Raw genomic sequence first — 23,111 nt, forward strand, 5'->3', positions numbered from 1 at the left:
GGGCATGTGCGGCCGCTGCAACATCGGTAAAGAGCTGGTGTGCAAGGATGGTCCCGTCTTCACCCTGGATCAGCTCAATCAGATGCCCAAGGAATACTGATATTTAAAAGATGGGGCAAAGGGGGCCGCTTTGTCGCGGTTCCTCGCCCCTTCTGGTATTTTTAAAAAAGGCCGATGTTCCCGGATCTGAGGGCGTCGGCCTTTGGGTTTTTATGGGAGCAGACTCTCTGGCGGAGAGAGAAGGCGGGTTAAAGGGGCTTGGGCGATGGGAAAAAACCCGTCTTATATTTCCGGAATCCTTGTGATATACCTTCAGGTCAGATGGCGTTGGGGTTGGGGCGAATGAGGACGGATAGGGCACGCATGGCATGGGGTCCGCTATGTCCTTTTACCATCAACCGAGGTGTTGTGGTCAACACAAGCACAGGAGGTCAGGATGAAACGTATTGTGAACGCAGACCCTTACGGAAAAGTCGCGCTTCAGGGGTATGATCCGGTAACCTTCCACACCCTGGGAAAGGCGGTGAAGGGGGATCCCTACATATCCGCCAAGCATGGGGAACATATCTATTTTTTTGCCTCTGAGGCCAACAAGGAGGTTTTCACCGCCCATGCGGAAAAATATCTGCCCGCTTACGGAGGTTACTGCGCCTATGGGGTGACCCTGGGCGTATTGGCACCCGTGGAAATGGAAACCTGGGAGCTTGTGAACGGCCGTCTTGTACTCCAGTACAGCCTGGAGATCAGGAAAAAATTCAATGAAAACAAAGAAGCCAACCTTGCAAAGGCAGATGAAGGGTGGGCGAAAATAACAGAACGGCTGGCAGGTCAGTAATCAGGATTTCCGAGGGTTCTGATGGTGAAAATTTTAAAAAAAAGTAAAGGGTAGGGCTAAAAAAGGAGAAATCCAGGCCGTTTTTCCGGGGGTATGCGGAAAAACGGCCTTTTGCTGCGGGAAAAAGCAGACAGGGTTCAGCCATTCATGAGGTTCTGCCAGAATCCCATCCAGCGGTATCCATGGAGTACGGCGGGAATCATGGGAGAGGGAATCCCCTTGAACACGCTTTGACGCAGGAGGGTATTGAGAATGGCTCGGCCTGAAGGAAAATAGCCCTTGCGGACCTGACCCTGTATGCTGCTTTCCAGCAGATAAGGGCCTTTGGGATAGGTCGGAAAGGTTTCAAAGGTCTGGGCGGCTTTTTTGGCATTTTCGCGGATACGGCGGTGGATATTGGCCATTTCCTTTGAGCCGATGGCGCGTTTGGGGATTTCAACGGCCTGAGTCCAGGGCATATTGGCGGAGATGCGTTTGCAGGCCGTGTGGTCTGCTGTGACCATGGCCACGGGGATGCCCGCTTCTGTGAGAACGGCGGACATGATTTCCACCTCCGTCACCGCACGGGTGTCCAGGCGAACCCAATCGATGTCCCTGTGAAAGATATGGGGGCTGAAGGCTTCGGGCTGGTCCGGAGCCCCATGCCAACCCACCATCAGGGCAAGGTCTGCTTCCGGGATTTCACCCAGAAGGGGGACGGGATACCAATGATGACCCTGATGAAGAACCAGGCCTTCTGAGGGAAGAAGGTTAGGCAGGAGATTGAAGCCTGTACCATGCATGTCCCGGATATGGATGGTTTCCACGCCCGCATCCTTGAGACCCGCCACCGCTGCGCTGACATCTGCGGTGATGAGGTGGCGGGCTTCCCGCCATTCTGGGGTCAGGGGTTTGCACTGGGCTTTTTCAAAAACACCGGCAATGCCTTCAATATCTGCGAGAATCAGGGCGGTCCTGGGGGATGGGATCATGGGACATCTCCTTTCCGGTTGAGGGGATGGTGGGGAGGGGTAATGGGGTCCGGCGGTTCGATGTGAATGACCACATCTTCCATATGGCTGTTGTAACGCATGAGGAGCTTACGAACATCTTCTGCAATTTTGTGGGCTTCCCGTACCGTAAGATCGCCGTCCACCACCAGGTGGATATCGGCAAAAATCCGGGTGCCAAGAAAGCGGGTTCGGATATGATGGGCATCCAGTACAGCCGGATGGGCGCAGGCCTGGTCTGCGATGCGGCGGCAGATTTCCGGAGAAGCGCCGGTGGCCATGAGTTCCCGGAGATTGGGCCAGAGGATGCGGGTGGCGGCCTGGGCAATGAAAACCGCCACCACAAGGGCTCCGATGCTGTCCAGAAAAAGGAGCTTTGGAAATAAAATGGCCGCAGAAACAGCAAGGAAGGCCGGTATGGAGCTTAAGGCGTCAATGCGGTGATGCCAGGCGTTGGCAATGACCGCAGGACTGCCCAGGCTATGGCCGACCTGATGGGTCCATCGGTAGAGCCCTTCTTTGATAAAAATGGAAAAGGCTGCGGCATAGGCGGCCAGGGGAAGGGGTTGGCAGCGATGCCCTGAAAGGAGATTCTGGGTGGCTTCCACGCCAATGCCTATGCCCGCAAGGAAGAGAAGGCCGCCGATGAAAAGGGTGACCAGGGTTTCCATGCGGTGGTGCCCATAGGGATGGTCCGCATCCGGAGGCCGGGTCCAGATGGCGGCTCCGGCAATGACGGCAAGGTCGGTGATGGCGTCCGTTGCCGAATGCACGGCATCGGCCATGAGGGCCTCGCTGTTTCCCCACCAGCCTGCGCTGTATTTGACAGCCACAAGAATGAGGTTGACCAGAAGTCCGATGAGGGTAACAGAACGGATGCGTCTGAAAGAATCCTGGCTCATGCTTTTTTGTCAGCCTCCGGCCTTTTTTACTCTGTATCCTTTTTCAGTGAGGCAGGAAAGGATGCTTTCCCTGTGGTCCCCCTGGATTTCGATGGTCCCATCTTTCACCGTACCGCCGCTTCCGCAACGCTGTTTCAGTTCTTTGGCCAGGGTGGTGATGGCCGCATGGGGAAGGCCGGTTACCAGGGTCACGCCCTTGCCCTTGCGTCCTTTGGTTTCCCGGCTGACCCGGACGATCCCGTCTCCGGGCGGAGAGGGTTTGGATTTTTTACAGATGCAGTTTTTCTCCGGACTCTGGCAGGCTGGACAAACGCGGCCGAATTCTGAAGAATATACAAGGGGATGGTCAGGGTCTTTTTTTGTCATGATTCTGTCTTCTGGTCCGGGTGGTTTGTCAGGATTTGCAAGGGCAAAAGGTTCGGAAGGCGCAACGGTTGCGGGTTTTAAGGGTGGCATGGAGGGCAAACGACAATTCCTGCACCCAAAACCCTGAACAATGATAGCCCATCCATGGGGGAATTTCCATGGAGGAGGTGAAGAGAAATGGCAAGTCTTGTTTGGCTCCGGAACGGGGAGGGCGTATGGACGCCCTCGGGTGCTTGCGAAAACCTTTCAGAAGACAGGGAATTCTGGCGGATTTATCACCAATCTTTTCCTGCGGAGGAAAAGGAGCCGGACGAGGTGATCCTTGCCACGGCGGCGGACCCCCTGGGGCTTGTTCTGGTGTTCCGGCGGATTCCCTTCCCTGGCAGCGGGGCCCAGACGGTGGGGCTTTGCACATTGCAGTATCTGCCAGGCATTGACGCGGCTTTTCTCGTATATCTTGCCGTGAATCCGGAGATCCGGGGAAAGGGCCTGGGCTCCGGTGTGCTGGCTGTGGCCATGGATGACAGGGCCTTTGAAATTTCAGGTCTTTTGAGTCCGAAACACCGATTGCTTGAGGTGGAGAATCCGGACCTTGCATCAACGGAGCAGGATCGCCGCATCCGGGAAAAGCGGCTGGCTTTTTTTGCCAGGGCGAATCTTAGCCCCCTGTATTCGGGGTATGTGCAACCTCCTTTGCAGGCAGACACGCCTCCTCTTTCCATGCTTCTCCTTTCCCAGAAGGAGAGTCCACCGGACGTGGCCCTGGCCGTTGCGGCCATTTACAGGGAAAAGTACCAGCGGGTGAACGGCCTGGATGCCAAGGGTCTTGACCTGTTGTACCGCCGGTCCTTTGACGGGAAAATGCCATGAAGACAAAAAGAGAAAAAGAAAAAAGCCCTCAGGCAGGGGATCTCTGGATGGATGCCCATGCTGTGATGAATGGACTCAAAGGCCTTGGGGATGCCACCTTGGCCCAGGGCCTTCTTCGGTTTTTCAAAACCGGTCCCGGCGAATACGGCGAAGGGGATCGGTTTCTCGGAATACGGGTTCCGGTTCTGCGCAGGCATCTTGTTCTTTGCAAGGTTTTGCCTGATGCGGATATTCCCTTGCTCCTCGCCTCTCCTTGGCACGAAGTGCGGATGTTCGCCTTGCTTTTGTGGGTGGAACGTTACAAGCACGGAGATGCCAGGCTCAGGGAAGCTATTTTTAACGCCTACCTTGCCCACACAAAACGGGTTAACAACTGGGACCTCGTGGATCTTTCCGCGCCCGTGCTGGTGGGCTGGCATCTTGAACACGGAAACCGGGAGATCCTTTACCGCCTGGCGTCCTCCACGCTTCTCTGGGATCGCCGCATTGCCCTTGTGTCCACCCTGACGCGGATTCGTAAGGGGGATTTTGAAGACGCCCTTAACCTTGCAGCTTTGGCAGCTGAGGACAGGGAGCCCCTGATGCACAAGGCCGCAGGGTGGATGCTTAGGGAAGTGGGCAAAAAGGATCGCAGGGTTTTGGAAGCTTTTCTTGGGCCTGCGTGCAGAACTCTTCCCAGGGTTCTGCTTCGATACAGCATCGAGCATTTTTCCCCAGAAGAGCGCAAGGCGTATCTTTCCGGAAATCCACCTTGCAGGATTTAATAAAAGGCCTTTTCCACGGGGGTGTAGTCAAGGCCGAAGGCTTCGGCAACCCCCTTGCAGGTAATGTGGCCCCGGACGATATTGAGTCCTTTCTGCATGCCCGGAGTTTCCCGAGCCGCCTCCAGAAGCCCGCCGTTGGCAATGGCCAAAGCATAGGGGAGGGTGGCGTTGGTGAGGGCCATGGTGGAGGTGATGGGCACAGCGCCGGGCATGTTGGACACGCAGTAATGGAGTACGCCTTCCACCTCATAGACAGGATCATCATGGGTGGTGGGTTTGGAGGTTTCAAAGCATCCGCCTTGGTCAATGGCCACATCCACCACCACAGCGCCGGTTTTCATGGTCCGGATCATTTCCCGTGAAACAAGCTTGGGCGCTTTGGCCCCAGGAAGCAGGACCGCGCCGATCACAGCGTCCGCAGTGGAGATTTTCTCGCGGATAAGGGCGGGGGAGGCCATGAGGGGGATGCAGTTTTTGGGCATGATGGCGGAAAGGTAACGGAGTCTTTCAAGATTATTTTCAAGAAGATAAACCTGAGCGCCGAGGCCCGTGGCCATCAGGGCGGCCTGGGTTCCCACAGTTCCTCCCCCCAGAATGAGCACGGTGGCCGGGGCCACACCGGTGACACCGCCAAGGAGAATACCCCGTCCTCCCTGGGTGCGCTCCAGATATTTGGCGGCTTCCTGCACAGCCATACGGCCCGCCACCTCGCTCATGGGAGTGAGCAGGGGGAGTCTTCCTGCGCTGTCTTCGATGGTTTCATAGGCAAGGGCGATGCCCCGGCTCTGGGCAAAGGCCTGGACAAGTCCTTCATAGGCGGCGAAGTGAAAATAGGTGAATACGATCTGATCTTCCCGGATAAGCCCATATTCCGAAGGCTGGGGCTCTTTCACGTGCATGACCATTTCCGCATCCGCGTAGATGGCTTCGGGGCTGGCCAGCACCTGAGCGCCCGCACGGGTATAGGTCTCGTCATCAAAACCTGAAGCCCGACCCGCAGACTGTTCCACGCAAACGGTATGACCGTTTGCGACCATCACCTCCACCCCGGCAGGCGTCATGGCAACGCGGTTTTCCTGTTCCTTGATTTCCTTGAGAATGCCAATGATCATAACGTATCAACCTTCCTGACAGCCTGGTCTTCTGCCCTGAAAACGTGGGAAAAATGCGGATGCGGATTTTTTATGTACCACCGGGTGCGGCGGGGACGCAACGTGCAAATCAAAAAAATGGAAAAAGGCCCTCTTGAGCAGAAGGCCTTCGCGTTTTTTACAGGTTTTCAAGGGTTAATTGCCGAAGTACTTGCTGAAAATCTCCTTGTACTGGGGGGTGGCCTTGAATTTTTTCAGTTCTGCGGAAAAACGGTCCACAAGATCCTTTTCCACGGTATTTTTGCTGAACACGGCGTAAAGGGATGTCACTTCAAGGGGCTTGGGTAAGGGGACGATCTTGCCGGAAAGCCCCATCTGCTGAAGGAGGTAAAGGCCATTGCCGTAATCCATCACCGTGCAGTCAATCCTGCCAGCCATGAGTTTCTGGATATTGAAATCATCGTTTGTGACTTCCTCAAAGTTTTTTTCTGCCCGCATGAAATCCCAGAGTTCCGGGGTGTAGGTATAACCCCGCACCACACCGATTTTTTTGCCCTTGAGGTCCTTTAAGTCATTGAAGCGGATTTTTCCCTCATCCTCCTTGCGGATGAAAAAGGACCAGGAGGAGTCCATGAGGGATTCTGTGGCGTAATGGGTCACCTCCGCCCTTTTTGCGCTGTAGGTGGCGGTGTAGAGCAAATCCGCAGCCCCATCAATGACCATGCGCTCGGACCTGGCCCAGGGGTGCTGGGTAATGCGGCCGTCAATGCCCACGTTCATGTTTGTAAGAACCGCAGTAATCACTTCCGTTGCAAAGCCTGAAACATACTCGTTTCCTGGGGTTCCTGCCTTGAATTCATAGGGAGGCCACTCATCCGTGACGATTTTGAGGTTCTTGGCCGTGGCCGCAGTCAGGCCGGAAATGCAGAAAAGGAGAAAAAGAAAGACAAACATGCGTTTCATGGAAAACCTCCGATGCATAGGGTGGAAAGAAGGGCGTCCATGGGAAGGGAGGCCCGGATGGGCAGGGGGATATTCTGAAGGTCGGACAGGAGCGAAGGCGAGTGCCTGATGGAAGGATTTTTCTATGAACGCTGTTTTTTGTCAAATAAAAAAAAGGCCTGGCCCTGCACGGGGTCCAGGCGGTCTTTCCAAGGCCTGTGCAGGGCGGGTCCAGAGCCGCCCCAGGCCAGGGGGAATCAGTTTTTCTTCTTTTTCTTTTTTTTCGCGTCAAAGGCTTCCTGGCTGGCAATGAGCTCTTCCAGGGATTTTTCCTGGGAAAAGAGCAGGGTCTGGGCATAAACGCCCTTATCCATTGAAAGCCTGGAAACGGGTTTGCCGATCAGGCTTTCAATGGCCTTAAGCATGTCTTGTTCTTCTGTGCTGCAAAAGGAGATGGCAAGCCCTTTGTTAAGGCCTCTGCCCGTGCGGCCCACCCGGTGCACGTAGTTTTCCGCCACATCGGGAAGGTCATAGTTGATGACCACCTGAACGTCTGGGATATCAATTCCCCGGGCGGACACGTCCGTTGCGATGAGCATGCGGCATCGGCCTGTCTTAAAGGCCTGCATGGTGGCCAGGCGTTCTTCCTGGTCTTTATCCCCGTGGATGAAGAGGGTGGGAATGTCCACCCTGTCCATGGCTTTGGCCACCCGCTCGGCCCGGACTTTTGTGCGGACAAAAACCATGATTTTGTCTTTGGGGTGTTCTTTCACATAGCGCTCCAGGAAAAAGCGTTTGTCGTCCATCTCCACAAAGATCACATGGTGGGAAACATTTTTTGAGACCGGGTCTTCCGGTGAAAGCTGGATGCGGATGGCCGAGCTTTTAACCTGGGAAAAGGCCAGTTTCTTGATTTCAGGATTGATGGTGGCGGAAAAAAAGAGGGTCTGGTGTTTCTGGGGAAGTTTTTTCTTGATGGCCTCAATGTCCTCGATAAAGCCCAGGTCCAGCATGCGGTCCGCCTCATCCAGTACCAGGATGCGGATGCGCTCTAAGCGGAGAAAACCCTGTTTGATCAGATCAAACATGCGGCCGGGCGTGGCCACGAGAATATCCAGACCCTCCTGGAGTTTTTTGACCTGGGCATCCTGTTCCACGCCGCCGTACAGGGCAAAGGTTTTTACCTTGGTATGACGGGATAGTTTTGCAAAGACTTCGCCGATCTGGGCGGCCAGCTCCCGGGTGGGGACCAGCACAAGGCAGCGGATGCCATAGCTGCGTTTGCTGCTTTTTTCCCTGTGTATGCGGTCAATGATGGGAATGGCGAAGGCTGCGGTTTTGCCCGTTCCTGTCTGGGCGATGGCCAGCACGTCTTCTCCCTTCTGAATGGAAGGGATGGCCTTGAACTGGATGTCTGTGGGTCTTTTGAAACCCAGGGATTCCAGGTTGGCTTTGATGGCGTCGGATATGAAGTATTGCTCAAATTTCATGGTCTGTCCTTGGGGTGCATGGCAAAGGCGTGGTGGCAAAGGAGCGTTTGGCTCCTGGAAAGAGGGGATGCCATTTTAAGACTCCGATGACAAGGTTTTTATCCTTAAGATTTTTTTGCCGGCGCTTTCAGGCGCTGCCAGGCTTCAGGCATCCGGCGAAGGTGCGACAAGGGGCAGGCGAATGCAGAAACAGCTTCCCCTGCCAGGGCCGCTGGACAATGAAACCTCCCCTCCCAGGAGTCCGTGAACCAGGTTAAAGACAATGTGCAGCCCCAGCCCAGAGCCTCCCTGACCGAGTTTGGTGGTGAAAAAGGGATCAAAAACCCGCTTCTGATGTACTTCTGGAATTCCGCAGCCATTGTCTTCAACACAGAGCCGAACCCATTGCGGATTCTCTGCTGCGGCATGGATATGAAGCAGGCCCGGTTTTTTCCCATCAAAGGCATGGACCAGGGCGTTGGTGATGAGGTTCATTAATACCTGTCCCAGGGGGCCGGGGTAGGAATCCATGACAAGGCCTTCGGAGATTGCCTCATGCAGGAGATGGGGGGTTTTCCGGAGGGAGGGGCCCATGGTGAGGAGGATTTCCGCCACCAGGGCTTTAAGCTCAAAGCTGCGGCGCTGGTAACTGGACTGATCTACGGCGACCTGCTTGAAGCTTAAAACCAGGTCCGCAGCCCTATCGAGGTTGCGGGTAAGAAGATCCGCCGCATCGTTCACGGTTTCTGTAAATCGCCTGAGATCCGACCGGGTAAGCCCTGTATCCATTTTTTCGGCAAACTGGCGGCGGGTTTCACTGAGGGTGCTGGCCACGGTAATGGCATTGCCGATGGGCGTGTTAAGCTCATGGGCAATGCCTGCCACAAGGGCCCCAAGGGCGGAAAGCTTTTCCGCCTGCAAAAGTTTTTCCTGGGTTTTTTTCAGGTTTTCCAGGGCCGCATGAAGATCCTGGGTGCGCTCCTGTACCCGGTTTTCCAGGGTGAGGTTCAGCTCCGCAAGGCGGCTGCGCTCCTGGGCAAGGGCCAACTCCGCCTTTTTCCTCTGGCTGATATCAACCCCGGAAACGAGTATCTGAAGAAGGCCTTCAATCCGTATGGGCGTGGTGGTGACCAAAACGGTGAGACTTTCCCCGCTGGCCGTGGTCTGGATGGCCTCAAAGGCGTCTTCCACCCCAGAGGCGGCGCGTTCCAGGGCAAGGGCCAGCCTTTCCCGGTCCTGTGACTGATTCCACCAGGGAGTCTGGGCGATGGGCATGCCTTTTACGGTTTCCGCTTCCATGTCCATGGCGTCCAGGGCGCGTTGGTTGGCCAACTCCACAAAGCCTTCGGGAGAGACAAGGCCTGCCTGAAAGTAGCCATGGTCAAAAATCAGGCGAAAGCGGGCTTCGCTTTTTCGGATTTCACGGACCAGGGCATTAAAGGAGGCGACCAGGCTGTCAAGCTCATCATAGCTCTGGCCTTTGGGAATCCCGAGCAATCCTTCCTGGCCCTTGGCAAGCTGGTCCGCCTGACGGGAGAGGGCGTTGAGGGGGGCGGCCACCTGGCGCAGAAGGAGGTAGAGAAGCAGAAGAAGGGCGAGAACTGTGCTGCCGCCAAAGCTGATCAGAATGGGGGATGCGATGTCGGCGCCCTCTTCGCGGGAAGCAATGGCGAGAATGGCGCAGAGATGGATGGGCTCACCGTAAAGGGAGCGCCGTGCATAGTAGTAAGGCCCTTCTTTTTTTTCCTTGAAAGGTGTTGGGGCCAGGGAGGGCCAGGGGATATCACCTTCCATGACCGCAGACAGGATGTGCTGATCCTGTATCAGGGCGAGCCCCTGAAGCCGGGCCTGCCTGCGCCAGCCTTCGAGAAGTACGGGGTTTTCTGAAAGGCGGATGCCGCCCGTGAGCAGGGCCATGACCCTGCCTGTCACAGGATCAAGCAGGCCCGTTGTGTGGATGAGGTGGTGCTGGGTTTTATCTTCGGAAAAAAGAAGGCTCCAGCCTGCCTCGGTGTTGGCCTGTTTTTCATCGGAAAGGATGCTGTCTGTGGCGTGGTCTGAAAAATCAAGGCTGACGTCGGCCCAGCGGGGCATGGGGGACCTTGAGATGAAAAGGCGTTCCAGGAGCCCGGTTTTATCCTGACGTCGGGTGGCAAGGAGCAGGGCTGTGGCTTCCTCCTGCCTGCCATCGCGTACGGCCTGGAGCAGGCCGGGGTGATGGGCAAGGTCGCGCAGCCGTTCTTCCACCAACTCCTTTTGCAGGCCAAGGAGATGGTGGACGATCTGAACGCTCTGGTCAAAGGTGCGTTCCCGTTCCAGTGCTTTACCTTTTTCCCCAGTGCGTACGGCGAGATAAATGTTGAGAGAACCTGTAATGACCAGGATGAGGCCCACAAGGATCACAAGTTTGTAGGAGATACCGGAAAGACGGGTAAAGGGAGCGGGGATTTTCATGGGCGGTCTCCAGGAAGGCCGGAATAGCGGAAGGCGCGACGGGCCATGGCTGCGATGGTTTCTTCGGACATGGCGGCGTTCACAAGAACCATGTCGCCGGAATAGATGCGGGGAACCTGAGAGCCAAGGCCCCTGGCGTCCAGGGCGATGGCTTCGGCCATGGCCACGGCGCTGTCATCGTTCATGCGCATGACCGTGAGGCTGAGGAGTCCCTGCCGGAGGGCCTGGAGTTCACTTTCGCCTCCGCCCCAGCCGTTGAGAAGAATTTGGTTTTGCAAGCCTTTTTCAAGCAGGGCGTCGGCTGCACCCAGGGCGATATCCGTTGTGGCGGCGTAGATGCGGATGAGATCCGGATGCCGGGCCAGGGCGTCGAGGGTGGCGAGCCTTGCCCGTCTTCGATCAATGCCCGTGTGGAAAACATCCCGAAGCTCGGGTCCATGGCCGGAAACGAGACGGATGAAAACATCTCCCCGGACTTCGCTGAGATAGCCCGGATGGGGATTGAGAACCACATAGGGTCCTGGGGTGCTGCGGGCCTCTTCGGCAAGGAGGCGGGTTCCCTCCATGTGGTCAAACCCGACATAGAGGAAGGGATGGTAGCCGTCCCACCGGCGCAGAGGGGTCGTGATGTTCTGCAAAAGGATCTTGGGTCTGGGCAGGGCGAGGAGGCGTTCGACAATCTTGTAATGTTCCGGCGTGGTGAGCGTATAAACCAGATAATCCGGATCCCGGTGCAGGATCTCCCGGATCTGATCCATATCTTCCCTGGAGATTTCGGGCTGACTGCCCTGGCGGAAGAGGATGTGGAGGGTATGGGGAATCCGCAGTTCCTCCAGGCGCATCTGAAAGGCTCTGACGCTTCTCTGCCAGTAATCGGAGACCTCAAAACCCGGATACACGATGGCGATGCGAAGGGGGGATGCGGGGCCGTCTTTGTCCGGTATGGGAATGGCCGCTTCCTGCACGCGTCGGGAAAAGGCTGTCATTTTCTCCTTTTGCTCCGGATGCGCTTCCATGAAAGCTTCCAGGGTCCAGTAGGCGGAGAGACCCTGGGCCCATACCTGGGGAGAGGGAGGGGAAAAAAACATGGCAGCAAGGGAAAAAAGGACATAAGCCACCCGCTTTTTTCCTGAAGCTGATGGCAGGCGTCCTGGGTTCCTGAAGGGAGAGGGCATGGCGTCCTCCTTATGGTCTTCCCTGCGAAGGGGGCGAGGGGCTTTTCCGGGGATCAGAGCCAGTCTGTGAGGAGAATGCCCATGCCGATGCGGTTGACGGAGGTATTGTAATCCAGAAGACTTTCTCCGTATCCATTAAAATACTGGACATAAAGCTTGAGATGCCCATGGAGGGGGAAGGTCCAGTCCGCCTGAAGGGCACCCTTGTTGCCATTGCCCCTGAGATTGTTGCGGAGCATGAGGGAGAGGGTCTGGTCATCCCGCAGTTTGTAGACAAAGCGGAGATCGCCATAGCCCATGAACTGATGAATGTCCGGATTGTCATCCCCATCCGGATCTTCAGGATATTTTTTCCGGCTTTCGGGGATGCGGTACCAGGGGCGGAGGGAAAAGACAAGGCGATCTCCGCAGCTCCAGATGCTGTTGATGAGGATGCGGTTCCAGCTTCTGGACTTGAAACCGCTTTGTCCGTTGGACTGGTGGTTGAGGGCCAGCACAAGCTGGGAAAGGCGGAAAGGGCCGAAGTGTTTGTCCAGATTATAAGACAAAAGCAGCTCCGGTTCATGGTTGGTTTCGCGGAAGGGGCTGGAGGCGTTTTTGTTGTAGGCCTGCCACCAGGATCGGTTGGTATAGGCAAAGGCAAGGTTGCCCCGGTTGTCCCAGAATTCCCGGAGTATGTTGGCCTTGAGGCTGAGCTGAAAATGTACTTCGGTTTTTTCCACATCCGTGCCGGGCTCGGCAAAGGCCTCGTTGGGCGAACTGTTCCAGGTGACGGGGAGCAGGTAGTTGGTTTTGTGAGGCATCATGGCAAAGGGATTGGAGGCTGTGCGGGTTTCCAGCCAGCGCCGTTGATCAAGCACATTGGCAGGTTCCGGGCCGTCTTCGGTAAGGCCGGGATTTTCCGTATCCTGGGGGGAATCGTCAGACCAGGCGGGGCAGATAAAACAGAGAGAGAAAAGGAAAAGCAGGATACCTTGGGTGAAAGCACGCATGAAAACCTCGATTTCAGGGTGATGGGGAAGAAAGGGCCTTCTGGGCTGAGGCGGTCTCCTGGGGGATCAGGGGAAAGCAGATGCGGAAGACGCTGCCCTTACCCGGGGTGCTGTTCACAAGGATGGCTCCCCCGTGGGAGCGGACCATGCCCAGCACCGCGGAAAGCCCCATCCCCCTTCCCAGGAAATTGGTGGAAAAAAAAGGATCAAAGATTTTTTCAAGATCCGCAGGCTGGATGCCGCAGCCCGTATCCTGGATTTCAAGGCAGGCATAGAAGCCTGGCCTGGGGATGAAATCCAGGGGGAAACGCTGGGTTCCGGGTATTTTTGATCCTGGGATGGTATGGAGGTTGAGGGTGAGGCAGCCCCCTCCTGTCATGGCTTCCTGGGCGTTTAAAACCATTTCCTTCAGGATCTGGCGGATGCCCTGGCAGTCTCCTTGTATGGGAAGTTCGATGTCCGGAAAGTGGCTTTCCATGCGGATGTTTTCCGGGAGTTCGGTTCTGATTTCGGAGAGGGCGATGGCGCAGCAGCGTTTGAGATCCATGGGAGTGTGCTGGGTTTTGGTCTTGCCCGTATAGGTGAGGATGAGGCTGCTGAGGCGGGCGGCCTTTTCAACGGAATCCATAGCGGTTTCAATGGCCTGGATGGCGCTGGGGTTTTCCCGGATGTGAATTTTCGCCATTTCCAGATTTCCCAGAACCGCATGCAGGTGGTTGTTGAATTTGTGGGCAATGGCCGCAGACATGCGCAAAAGGCCTTCGCTTTTGAAAAGCTGGCGGTTGAGGGCTTCGCTTTCCCTGAGGCTCTCCCTGGCCCGGACCAGGGTAAGGTGGGTTTTGATGCGGGCGAGAACCTCTGCTTCGTGAAAGGGTTTGGTGATATAATCCACAGCGCCTGCGGAAAAGGCTTTGAGTTTATCTTCCAGGCGATCCAGGGCACTGATGAAAATCAGGGGGATGTCCCGGGTGCGGGCTTCGGCTTTGATACGGGTGCAAACCTCAAAACCATCCATTCCCGGCATCATGATGTCCATGAGGATGAGGGCGGGCGGTCGGGCGTCCATGGCGCTGAGTGCCATGGGACCATTGCTCACGGGCCTTGCCTCATATCCATGGGCTTTAAGAATTCCCGTGAGAACCCGGAGGTTGTCTGTGTTGTCATCCACAATGAGAATATCCCTTGTCTGGGGCATGGGCTCAAGACCTTTTTCTGGGGTGTGCAACAAGAATCCTTGTCAGGTTTTTTCCCGTGAATCCAGGTGAAAAAGCATACGCTCGTAGGCAAAGTTTTCCGAAAGTTCCCGGAGTGTGGCGGCAAGTCTTTTGTCATGATGGGCCAGGTGAGCGATCAGCTTCTGGATTTTTTCGTATTCCGCCTTTTGGATGGCTTCTTTGAGATCCAGAAGAAGCCGCTCGGGAATGCCGAATCCCATGGGAAGGGGGTGCTCCGGAGGGGGCGTGGGAGCCGGGAGGGTTCCGGAGTCAGAAGACAGGGACGGCACGCAGGGCATTGTACCCGGAATCATGGGCAGGGAAAAGGAAAAGGTGCTGCCTTTTTGGAAGTCGCTTTTTACTTCAAGGCTTCCCTGCATGAGCGTGACGAGGTTTTTGCAGATGGAAAGCCCCAGGCCTGTGCCTCCCGGATCCTTGTGGCTGTCCTGAATACGGCTGAAGGGCTGGAAAAGGAAGGGGATGGCTTGTTTGGGGATGCCGCAGCCCGTATCTTCCACAGAAAAACGGATACGGGGCGGCAGGGTATGGGGTTCGGGCTCCACCCTGAGGAGGATGTGGCCTCTGGATGTGAACTTGAGGGCGTTTTCCAGCAGATTGATGAGGATCTGACGCAGGCGCAGGGAATCCAGGGTAAGATGGCGGGGAAGATGGGGATCCCGGTGGAGGACAAAGCCGAGGCCCCTGGCTTGGGCCTTGGGAAGGAACATGGTCTTCATGTCGGACAAAAGCTTTTCCGTATCCGTTGTTCTTTTTTCAAGGGAGATCCGGCCTGTTTCCAGACTGGCGGTGGTGAGTACCTGGTTGATTAGATGGAGAAGATGCTCGGCGTTGCGGAGAATGGCGGCGAGATGCTGCTGTTGCTCGGTGCTGAGGTAGGGATTTCTTGTCGCAAGACGTGAAAAGCCAATGATGGCATTGAGTGGCGTTCTGAATTCATGGCTCATGCTGGCAAGGAAAAGTCCTTTGGCCTTGCTGGCGGCTTCGGCCTCTTCCTTGGCCCGGAAGAGTTCCTGCATTTTTTCATTCAGGGCATCGTGCATGGTCTTGAGATTATCGGATGTCTGGTTGATGGCGCGGGTAATCTGGCCCAGTTCATCTTCTCCGGAAACGGGAAGCTTTCTGGGAAAATCCCCCCGGCCCATCTCGGCCATGGCGCGACGCCAGAGATCGAGGTGACGGTTGAGGTAGGCAAGAAAGAGGATAAGAACAAGGCAGATGCAGAGGGAGATGGAAAAACTCACCAAAACAATGCGCTGCATGGTGTGTCGGGTCTGATTCTCAATTTCTCTTTCCACCATGGTGATGAGGCCGAGAAGTTTGGTTTCAAACTCCGAGGCAAGGTAGAGGATGGCGGCGTCAACGCTTTTTTTGGCTTCCAGCACGGCATAGTTTCTGGACTGGAGGGCCTGATAAAGGACTCCGTCCCTGGAAGCCTGCGGTTCTTGAAAAAGAAGGGCGATATCCCTGTCTGCGCGATTGAGCCACTGAAGGGTGCTTTGCCAGAAAGCCATGAGGCTCTGGGGGGTGGTTTTCTGGGTTTCGGTTTTCAGCAGCACCTTGAGATGGGGAGAGTCATGGAGCCGATGAAGGGTGTTGTCCAGTCTTTGAACCCCTTTTCTCCATGTATCCAGGCTTTCGTCAAGGGTTTCGGAAATGAGAAGCTCTGTGGTGAGGGCTCTCAGGTTGATAAGGGCGTCCATGGCTTCATCACATACGGCCTGGGCCTGGTCAAGGCCTCGGGCCTGGAAGAGAAAATAGGCCGAAAGGCCTGATATGCCCATGAAACCTGAAAGAACAAGGGTGATGAGCATGGAAAGCCGGGTTTTCAGTTTCATGGTAAAACCTGATTCTGGGCTTTGTATTCCGGCAGGCTGATGAGGTTTTCCATGGTGGTTTCAAGACTTTCCGGATGGAGCATGAATCGGGCGAGAATTTCTGTGACAGGTTCCAGAATGGGGCGGGGCGCAGCCTCCCAGAACCGTAGCTGAATCTGGGGTCTGTCCTGTTCCAGCCTGGAAAGGAGGGCTTTTCTGAATTCCGGCAGATGTCCCTGATCCACGTTGCGGTTGGCGGAAAAGGTAGCGAGGGATTGGGAAAAAAGAAGACTGCCTTCGGTATCCATCCACCAGTCCGCAAGGCTTTCCGCTGTTTTTCGTTGCGGAGCCTGGGCTGCGATGAACAAGGGTCCGGATTCCATCATGAGACTTTTAGAGGCCTGCGGGTTATGGGGCGGCAGAATGAAGACGCCGATATGGTTCCCGTCAACGCCCTGATCCATGAGTACTGCGGAAGGGTACCAGGATCCGCAGAGAACCATGGCAAAGGCTTCTTCTCGCCACAGATGGGCACCATTGGTGAACATGCGGGTGGAAGGCGGGGTGAAATATTCCTTTTCCAGCATGTCTTTCCAGATTTCCATGGCATGCCGCACCCTGGGATCCCGGTAGGGTGCGGCCTGGTCGTGAAGACCGGCATAGAATAAGGGGTCTTCTCCCATGAGAAGCTGGGAGAACCAGATGGTGGCGTACCAGGAGAGCTGGAGAGAGGAAAGAAGGGGAGGGATACCGTTGGCCTTGAGGGTTTCGCAGATTGCAATGAAGGCTTCCCAGGTCTGGGGCGGGCTGAGGCCCAGGCGGTTAAAAATTTCCTTATTGTACCAGATGGGCCAGTATTCCACACTGTAGGGAAAACCGTAGACTCGGCCGTTTTGGGTGTAGCTGTGGCGTATGCTGTCTGGATAATGGGCCTGATGTTTGTCCCAGAGATGGGTGAGATCCGCAACCAGACCTTTTTCCACAAGGTCCAGAACCCGGTTACCAGCCCACCATGTGAAGAATTCCGGTGCTTCCTTTGTGGGCAGATTGGCCCGCATGCGGCTGATAAAAAGATCCGTGGTCTGGGAAGCAAGGGGAACAAAACGATGCCCGGTGGCCTCCTCTGCCCGCAGAGCCTGGATTTCAAAGGCCTGGTGAAATCTGGGAAGACTTCCCTTGTCATGGGCCAGCCTGAGGGGAGGGCTTTCCTTTTGTTCCGGAGTTGGGGAGAACAGGAAAAAAAGAAGGGAGATGAGGAGAAAGAGGGCAAACATGGCGATGCGTTTTGGCATAAGTGACTCCCCGGATTTCTGCTGCATTGTTTTCTGTTTAGGTCAGAATTCAGTTGGCATGCAAGATTTTTTTGAGCTTGTTATGGGAAATCTATTTCGTGCTTTTTCTGTTTCAGGCGGAGGATCTGGCTTTCTGTTGAGGCGGGGAGTCGGGAAAGAACCAGGATTTTTGTGAAAAGGAGAGGGACGATGTTCAGGGTTTTTATCGTTGCAGCAGCCGGTGTTCAGGATCAGCAAGGGTCCCTGGAGCCCCTGGTCCAGGCGGAAGCCCAGGTCCGGGCGGCGGGTCTGAAAGTGGATCATCTTGTGATTGATCCTTTAAGCGCAGGTTGGGATACGCCCCTTGAGCCGGGACATTACCGTTCCGGATGTGGTCCCCTGGAGGCCTTGGCCTGGGCCCATGCCCGTTTGAGGGAGGGGCTGGCAGAGGCCGTTTGGATAGGGGGCGAGGATGCTCTTCGTACGGGGTATACCCGGCAGGAGCGGGAAGGTTGGATGCAGATCTATGGGGAAAAACCTTCCCTGCCCGAAGCCTATACGGAGCTTGCCCGGTATTTCTGCGGGCAACAGGGGGTGGGGCTGGAGACTTTCAGGCAGGTGCGGGATGCAATTTTTGAGAACTGTCGAACTCAGGCCCAGGACGTGAAGGTGGACAGGCGCTGGTTTGAGAACCTGACCCCGCTTTTCCGGGGCGTGGACTGCGCCAATCCCCATGTGGATTACGCAGGGGGGCTGCTGTTGCTTCGTGGGGATCTTTTGGATTGCATCCACGCTGCCATGCCTGCGGTGCGGGTTTTGGGAACAGGTCTTGGCTTTGCTTCGGGGGATGGTCCGGAGCATCTGCGGGAGCTGGCGGCGTATGCCCATCTCGAAGCGGCTGTTCGTGAGGCCAATTTTCAGGCGGGCCTGAATTTTGCCGAGGTTTTCAATGAGGGCCAGGCCCTGATGGAAGCCTACACCTGCTATCCCGTTGTTCCCATGGCTTTTTTGCTCCGAGGAGGTTTTGTCCGGACACTGGAGGAAATTCCCCGGTGGCTGGCGCATCACGCCCTCACCCTGAAAGGGGGGATGAACCTGCACCGGGCGCCCTGGAACCTGCCAGCCTTGAGGGCCCTTGTTGACATGACCCAGGCCCTGCAGCAGCAGCCTTTCCGGATTGGCGGTGTGCATGCCAACGGGGGGCTTGGCTACAGGCAGGGCTTTGCCATTCTCGGATCCCCTGGAAAATGATCCGGAGCGGAAGGGGGGGAAAGGAAGACAGGGATGTTTCCTGTGGTTTTCCTTGTGCTGGCATGGCATTGTTTTCATTCAGGCTGAAAGATATCTTGTCTCCTGATTTTGTAACTATTCAACAAATTTTCCCCCCTCCCTCCGGGAAAGGGGCCAGGGGTGAGGGAAGAAAGCAATAAAAGGTACCTTGCGCATTGGCTTTTTCTAGTGATTTTAAAGGGCTGTCAAAGTCAGAAGGGCTCTGCTGAATAGTTACCTGATTTTTTGATTGGATACCTTATGAGGGAGGGTTTTCATGAAAGGAACGGCCATGGATTTTGAAATTCCGGAAAAACCCCTGCTGGTTACGGGGGCAACGGGTTACATCGGGGGGCGGCTCGTTCCCCTTCTGCTGTCCAGGGGATTTAAGGTGCGGGCCCTTTCCCGGTCTTTGAGAAAAATGCATGCCCGGCCCTGGAGCAATCATCCCCATGTGGAGCTTTTCGCCTGTGACCTCATGGATGGCCCCGCTCTGGAAAAAGCCGCCGAAGGCTGTGCCGGTGCCTGGTATCTGGTGCATTCCATGGAGGGCGAAGGGGGCGATTTTGCGGCAAGGGAAGAAAAAACGGCGCAGAATATGGTGCAGGCTGCGGAAAAAGCCGGTTTGGAACGGATCGTATATCTCAGTGGTCTTGGGGATGAAAAGGATCCCCATCTCAGTTACCACCTGAAAAGCAGACATGCCGTTGCAAGGATACTTTCTTCCGGGAAAACGCCGGTCACCGTTCTCCGGGCGGCCATGGTGCTGGGTTCGGGCAGTGCATCCTTTGAAATTCTGCGTTATCTCGTGGATCGCCTGCCCTTTATGCTGACCCCAAGGTGGATACGAACTTCCTGCCAGCCCATCGGCATACGCAATACCCTGGAATATCTCGTGGGAGCCATGGTGCATCCGGACATGGGCGGAGAGACCTTTGACATCGGCGGCCCGGACGTTCTGAGCTATCAGGATCTGATGCAGCTTTACGCGGAAGAGGCCGGGTTGAAAAAACGGATGATTATCCCCGTTCCTTTTCAGACACCGGGGCTTTCAGCCTTCTGGGTACATCTGGTCTGCCCCCTTCCCGCAGGCATTGCAAAACCCCTTGCGGAGGGGTTGCGAAATCCGGTGGTCTGTGGAGATATGCGCATTGCCGGACTGATTCCCCAGAAGCTTCTTTCCTGCAGGGAAGCCATCCGCGAGGCCATCCGCAAGGTGGCCCAGGAAGAGGTGGAAACCCGCTGGTCCGATGCGGGAAAGCTTCTTCCGCCGGAATGGGTGCAGTGCACGGATCCTTCCTACAGCGGCGGCACCATTCTGGATTGCTGCTACAAGGTAAAAATCCGGGGAAATGCAGAAAATATCTGGCAGAAGGTGGCTTCCATCGGCGGCAAGAATGGCTGGTATTACGGGGATATACTCTGGCGAATCCGGGGACGCTGGGATCAGATCACAGGAGGCGTGGGCCTGCGCCGGGGACGCAGACATCCCGAGGAACTCCTGGTGGGGGATGCCTTAGATTTCTGGCGGGTGCTGGATGTGAAACCCTGCGAACGGCTGCTGCTTCTGGCGGAGATGCGCCTTCCCGGCGAAGCCCTGCTGGAATTCCGCATGAAGGATCTGGGGGATGGTCATTGCGAGTTGCAGCAGATGTCCCGTTTTCTGCCCAAAGGGCTGCTGGGCATTGTGTACTGGTATGCACTCCTGCCTTTTCATCACCTGATTTTCAAAGGAATGCTGGGCCGCATTGCAGAAGCTTCCGGAAAACCCGCAGGCAATGTTCAGGCCTTTTCCTATGACTGGAAAGAGCAGGTGTGTTCCCTGGAGGAATGAGGGCAGTGCGTTTTTTGGGGTGGCGCAGAACTCCTTTTGGTGTGGTTTTCCTCACACGATCGATTCTTGCTTGTTATTCCTTGCCGGTCAGGATCCGGCCGAAGCGCTTGAACAATTCCATCTTGGCTCCATACGCATTGACTGGGGAAGGATCGGAGAGGTCCATACGATTAATGCCTATGAAGACCGTTGTGTCGAGTGCGGGTACGTATGCAAGGAGGGTTGTCGTCCCCGCCCCGTCTCCGCCATGCCAATAAATCGGTCCCCCGTAATCTTCAAGCATGGGATTAATGAACAGGCCATAGCCGTACCATTGTGAGGAAACCGCGTGCGCATGCTTGGCAGTCATCAGATTCACCATTTCGAATGGAACAATCTGACCTGTGAAGAGGGCGCGTCCGAATTCGGCCATATCCCTGGCAGACGATACGCCTGAACCCGCGCACCAGTCCCACGACCGATTCCACCCTGCTGCGTCCTCGATTGTCCCTTGGTCGGGGTCGTAGTAGTAGGCCCGCGCATAAGGCTCCTCCAGAGTACCGGATTTTTCTAAGCGTGAGCGTCGAAGCCTGAGCGGCTGCGCGATCTGTTCGTCATAGAGCTGGGCAACACTCAGGCCTGTCGCGCGCTCAAGAATGGGGCCCAGGACATAATAATTGGAGTTGCTGTAGTGCCAGGGGTCGCCCGGTTTCCCTGGTTGACCACTGCGGATCCATTCATAGATCTGGTTCTCGCTCCACTCTCGATGGAGATCGGCGGACATGGCCTGGGCGAAAGCCTCGCTTTCATTTGAAAAATCATAGAGACCCGCGGTATGCGTGAGTAGCATGTGCAGGGTGATGGCATGGGCATGGGGAAGACCGCTGTTTGGCAAAAGTTCTTCCAGCGTCATGTTCAAATTGAGTGTCCCCAACGCAACCTGTTTCATCACCAATGTCGCCGCCCAAGTTTTGGTAATGCTCGCAATAAGCATCTGGTCGTCCGGTTGCAGCCCCCTTGCGGTGTCCACATCTGCGTATCCGCTGGCGCCGTACCAGGCTTCGTCTCCACGGTAGACAGCGGCGGTTACCCCCGTGATGCCGGTTGTGGCAACGCATTGGCTGAGTGCCTGCTGAAGCTGGCTCTTTGGTAGAGACGAAGGTCCGCTGCTCCCGCAACCGGATATCATTAGCAGTAGCAACAAGATGATGATCGATCGGTACCCATGCTTCAGCATATGAACGCCCCCCCCCTCAGCCATGAATAATATTGTGGAGTTAATGTATGGCAAGGATCGCTGGGATGTCAACGAGATTGGCAGGAGAAATTCAGCCGTCCGGCTTTTTGCGTTGGCTGAAATTATAGTGGATCCAGTTTGTATGAGGATTCGGGATGTGGATTTTGATAAGGGGCGGATTCTGGTTCTCGTTGAAAAGTTGTCCGGTAAGATTCGGTTTTTTCCCTCACCCCCGGCCCCTCTCCCGAAGGAGAGGGGAGGTAAAACCATAAACAATCTGATTCTCTCTTAAAACCTTATTCCTTCTTCCGCATTTCCCTTAGAATCTCCGCCATATGGCAGACCCGCATCCGGGAGGCGTGCTTGTCCATACCGCCGGAAATCTGCATGACGCAGCCGGGGCAGTCCGTTACCACAATGTCCGCTCCCGTGGCCTCAAGGTTGGCCACCTTACGGCGGAGAAGCTGCTCGGACACTTCCGGGAAGTCAACGGAATAGGAACCGGAGAAGCCGCAGCACACATCCTCGTCCGCAGCCGGGATATACTCAAGACCCGCAACCCGCATGAGATCCCTTGGCTCTTCCACCACATCAAGGCCCCGGCAGAGATGACAGGGCGCATGGTAGGCCACCTTCTTGCCGCTCACACGGAAATCCTCCGCCGTCACCTTCAGCACCTTCACCATGAAGGAGGAGAAATCAATGATCTTCTCTTCAAGTTTTTTCACACCTTCAGGCACTGCGTTTTCTTTCTGCAACAGCTTGGGATAATTCTCCTTGATATGGGAGCCGCAGGAGGCACAAAGGGTGAGGATGTAGTCGTATTTGTCTGTGTCCAGGGCTTTCAGGTTCTGTTCGGCCACTTCCTTGGCGGTTTCGTTTTCCGCCATCATGAGAAGGGGCAGGCCGCAGCAGGTCTGCTCCATGGGAAAATCCACCTCAACGCCGTAGCTGGCAAGAAGGGTGACGGCATCTTTTGCCTGCTGGGGATAGATGAAATCCTGGGCACAGCCTGCGAACAGGGCGACCTTCATTTTCGGGTTTTTGACCACGGGCTTGAAGGTGGCCCACTGATCCCGCAGAGGATGCTTGGCCAGAACGGGGATGGTGCGGAAATCGTGCTTGCGGCCAAAGATGGTGGGCAGATGCCGGATCTTCGGGCCGTCGGCAATGGGCGCCTGGGCCATCCATGCATTTTTGAGCAGGGTGTGGAAGAGTTTGCGATTGCCCATGACCCGGGCGAGAAGCCGGTTTCTCAACGGTCGCTTGCCGTCCTCGTCCATCACTTCCCGGTACACCTTTTTAATGAGGTAGGGGAGATCAATCTTTGCGGGGCAGACCACCTTGCAGCTCTGGCAGTTGAGGCAGTTTTTTACGATGGCGCGGGCATTGTCTCTCCCATGGTAGAAGAAGGTGAGGATAAGACCGATGGCGCCGATATACACATGACCGTAGGTGTGACCGCCGAGAATACGGTAGATGGGGCAGACATTGGCGCAGGCCCCGCAGCGGATGCAGCGCAGCACTTCGGAAAACACGGGGTCTTTGGCAAGGGCCAGACGGCCATTGTCGAGAAAGACGATGTGCCGGGTTTTGGCTTCTTTGTCCGATGCGCCGCAGGGG

Annotated in this window: 19 protein-coding genes and 1 pseudogene; 6 read left to right on the plus strand and 14 right to left on the minus strand. The window is 55.8% G+C overall.

The window, feature by feature from the left end:
* Both RBR60_RS13905 and RBR60_RS13910 read left to right on the plus strand, forming a co-directional pair.
* A pseudogene (locus RBR60_RS13905) lies at positions 1 to 100 on the plus strand (heterodisulfide reductase subunit F); the annotation flags it as partial.
* Between the two features lie 336 nt (positions 101 to 436).
* Positions 437 to 835, plus strand: coding sequence for a YHS domain-containing (seleno)protein (locus tag RBR60_RS13910; protein ID WP_320357827.1), 399 nt, complete (start codon positions 437 to 439; stop codon positions 833 to 835).
* Positions 836 to 972: 137 nt separating this feature from the next.
* On the opposite strand, the gene RBR60_RS13915 is transcribed toward RBR60_RS13910, so the two are convergent.
* Genes RBR60_RS13915 through RBR60_RS13925 form a run of 3 tightly spaced genes read right to left on the minus strand, consistent with a single transcriptional unit; the run spans position 973 to position 3,092 of the window.
* Positions 973 to 1,806 (minus strand): M55 family metallopeptidase, encoded by an 834-nt coding sequence (locus RBR60_RS13915; RefSeq protein WP_320357830.1) that lies wholly within the window; start codon positions 1,804 to 1,806, stop codon positions 973 to 975.
* Entirely contained in the window at positions 1,803 to 2,726 is a 924-nt protein-coding gene (locus RBR60_RS13920; protein ID WP_320357832.1) for a cation diffusion facilitator family transporter, read from the minus strand. The genes RBR60_RS13915 and RBR60_RS13920 overlap by 4 nt, the downstream gene beginning before the upstream one ends.
* 9 nt (positions 2,727 to 2,735) lie before the next feature.
* The gene (locus RBR60_RS13925) at positions 2,736 to 3,092 is read right to left on the minus strand and encodes a translation initiation factor Sui1 (RefSeq protein ID WP_320357834.1); all 357 of its coding nucleotides are present in this window, start codon (positions 3,090 to 3,092) and stop codon (positions 2,736 to 2,738) included.
* 177 nt (positions 3,093 to 3,269) lie between these two features.
* Between RBR60_RS13925 and RBR60_RS13930 the strand changes: the two genes are divergently transcribed.
* Entirely contained in the window at positions 3,270 to 3,962 is a 693-nt protein-coding gene (locus RBR60_RS13930; RefSeq protein ID WP_320357836.1) for a GNAT family N-acetyltransferase, read from the plus strand.
* Positions 3,959 to 4,726: a DNA alkylation repair protein gene (locus tag RBR60_RS13935; protein ID WP_320357837.1), complete on the plus strand. Its 768-nt coding sequence runs from the start codon at positions 3,959 to 3,961 to the stop codon at positions 4,724 to 4,726. The genes RBR60_RS13930 and RBR60_RS13935 overlap by 4 nt, the downstream gene beginning before the upstream one ends.
* On the opposite strand, the gene ald is transcribed toward RBR60_RS13935, so the two are convergent.
* The 9 genes from ald to RBR60_RS13980 all read right to left on the minus strand — a co-directional run bounded on the left by ald (position 4,723) and on the right by RBR60_RS13980 (position 17,190).
* Positions 4,723 to 5,838: an alanine dehydrogenase gene (gene ald / locus RBR60_RS13940; RefSeq protein WP_320357839.1), complete on the minus strand. Its 1,116-nt coding sequence runs from the start codon at positions 5,836 to 5,838 to the stop codon at positions 4,723 to 4,725. The two genes, RBR60_RS13935 and ald, sit on opposite strands and share 4 nt — an antisense overlap.
* Before the next feature lie 174 nt (positions 5,839 to 6,012).
* Positions 6,013 to 6,780 carry a substrate-binding periplasmic protein gene (locus RBR60_RS13945; RefSeq protein ID WP_320357841.1) on the minus strand — a complete coding sequence of 256 codons (768 nt, stop codon included), beginning with the start codon at positions 6,778 to 6,780 and terminating at the stop codon, positions 6,013 to 6,015.
* A gap of 236 nt (positions 6,781 to 7,016) precedes the next feature.
* Positions 7,017 to 8,249 (minus strand): DEAD/DEAH box helicase, encoded by a 1,233-nt coding sequence (locus RBR60_RS13950; RefSeq protein WP_320357843.1) that lies wholly within the window; start codon positions 8,247 to 8,249, stop codon positions 7,017 to 7,019.
* A 144-nt stretch (positions 8,250 to 8,393) separates the two neighbouring features.
* On the minus strand, positions 8,394 to 10,682 hold the full coding sequence (locus RBR60_RS13955) for an ATP-binding protein (RefSeq protein WP_320357845.1): 2,289 nt from the start codon (positions 10,680 to 10,682) through the stop codon (positions 8,394 to 8,396).
* Positions 10,679 to 11,800, minus strand: a complete 1,122-nt coding sequence (locus RBR60_RS13960) for a hypothetical protein (protein ID WP_320357847.1) — start codon at positions 11,798 to 11,800, stop codon at positions 10,679 to 10,681. Before RBR60_RS13960 ends, RBR60_RS13955 begins: the two co-directional genes overlap by 4 nt.
* A 110-nt stretch (positions 11,801 to 11,910) precedes the next feature.
* Positions 11,911 to 12,849 (minus strand): phospholipase A, encoded by a 939-nt coding sequence (locus tag RBR60_RS13965; RefSeq protein ID WP_320357849.1) that lies wholly within the window; start codon positions 12,847 to 12,849, stop codon positions 11,911 to 11,913.
* Between the two features lie 13 nt (positions 12,850 to 12,862).
* Positions 12,863 to 14,074, minus strand: coding sequence for a response regulator (locus RBR60_RS13970; RefSeq protein ID WP_320357851.1), 1,212 nt, complete (start codon positions 14,072 to 14,074; stop codon positions 12,863 to 12,865).
* A 12-nt stretch (positions 14,075 to 14,086) separates the two neighbouring features.
* The gene (locus tag RBR60_RS13975; RefSeq protein ID WP_320357853.1) at positions 14,087 to 15,919 is read right to left on the minus strand and encodes an ATP-binding protein; all 1,833 of its coding nucleotides are present in this window, start codon (positions 15,917 to 15,919) and stop codon (positions 14,087 to 14,089) included.
* Positions 15,916 to 17,190 (minus strand): ABC transporter substrate-binding protein, encoded by a 1,275-nt coding sequence (locus tag RBR60_RS13980; RefSeq protein ID WP_320357855.1) that lies wholly within the window; start codon positions 17,188 to 17,190, stop codon positions 15,916 to 15,918. The genes RBR60_RS13975 and RBR60_RS13980 overlap by 4 nt, the downstream gene beginning before the upstream one ends.
* Positions 17,191 to 17,379: 189 nt before the next feature.
* Between RBR60_RS13980 and RBR60_RS13985 the strand changes: the two genes are divergently transcribed.
* Together RBR60_RS13985 and RBR60_RS13990 are read left to right on the plus strand one after the other, a co-directional pair.
* On the plus strand, positions 17,380 to 18,420 hold the full coding sequence (locus RBR60_RS13985) for a hypothetical protein (protein WP_320357857.1): 1,041 nt from the start codon (positions 17,380 to 17,382) through the stop codon (positions 18,418 to 18,420).
* Between the two features lie 295 nt (positions 18,421 to 18,715).
* A complete protein-coding gene (locus RBR60_RS13990) occupies positions 18,716 to 20,272 on the plus strand; it encodes an SDR family oxidoreductase (protein WP_320357859.1) in 1,557 nt (518 codons plus the stop codon).
* A gap of 73 nt (positions 20,273 to 20,345) precedes the next feature.
* Here the strand turns inward: RBR60_RS13990 and RBR60_RS13995 are convergent, their stop codons facing one another.
* Both RBR60_RS13995 and RBR60_RS14000 read right to left on the minus strand, forming a co-directional pair.
* Positions 20,346 to 21,488 carry a serine hydrolase domain-containing protein gene (locus RBR60_RS13995; protein WP_320357861.1) on the minus strand — a complete coding sequence of 381 codons (1,143 nt, stop codon included), beginning with the start codon at positions 21,486 to 21,488 and terminating at the stop codon, positions 20,346 to 20,348.
* Positions 21,489 to 21,784: 296 nt separating this feature from the next.
* On the minus strand, positions 21,785 to 23,111 hold a 1,327-nt coding region (locus RBR60_RS14000; protein ID WP_320357863.1), incomplete at its 5' end, for a (Fe-S)-binding protein.

It is taken from the genome of Desulfobotulus sp., assembly GCF_034006065.1.
Taxonomy (GTDB): Bacteria; Desulfobacterota; Desulfobacteria; order Desulfobacterales; family ASO4-4; genus Desulfobotulus.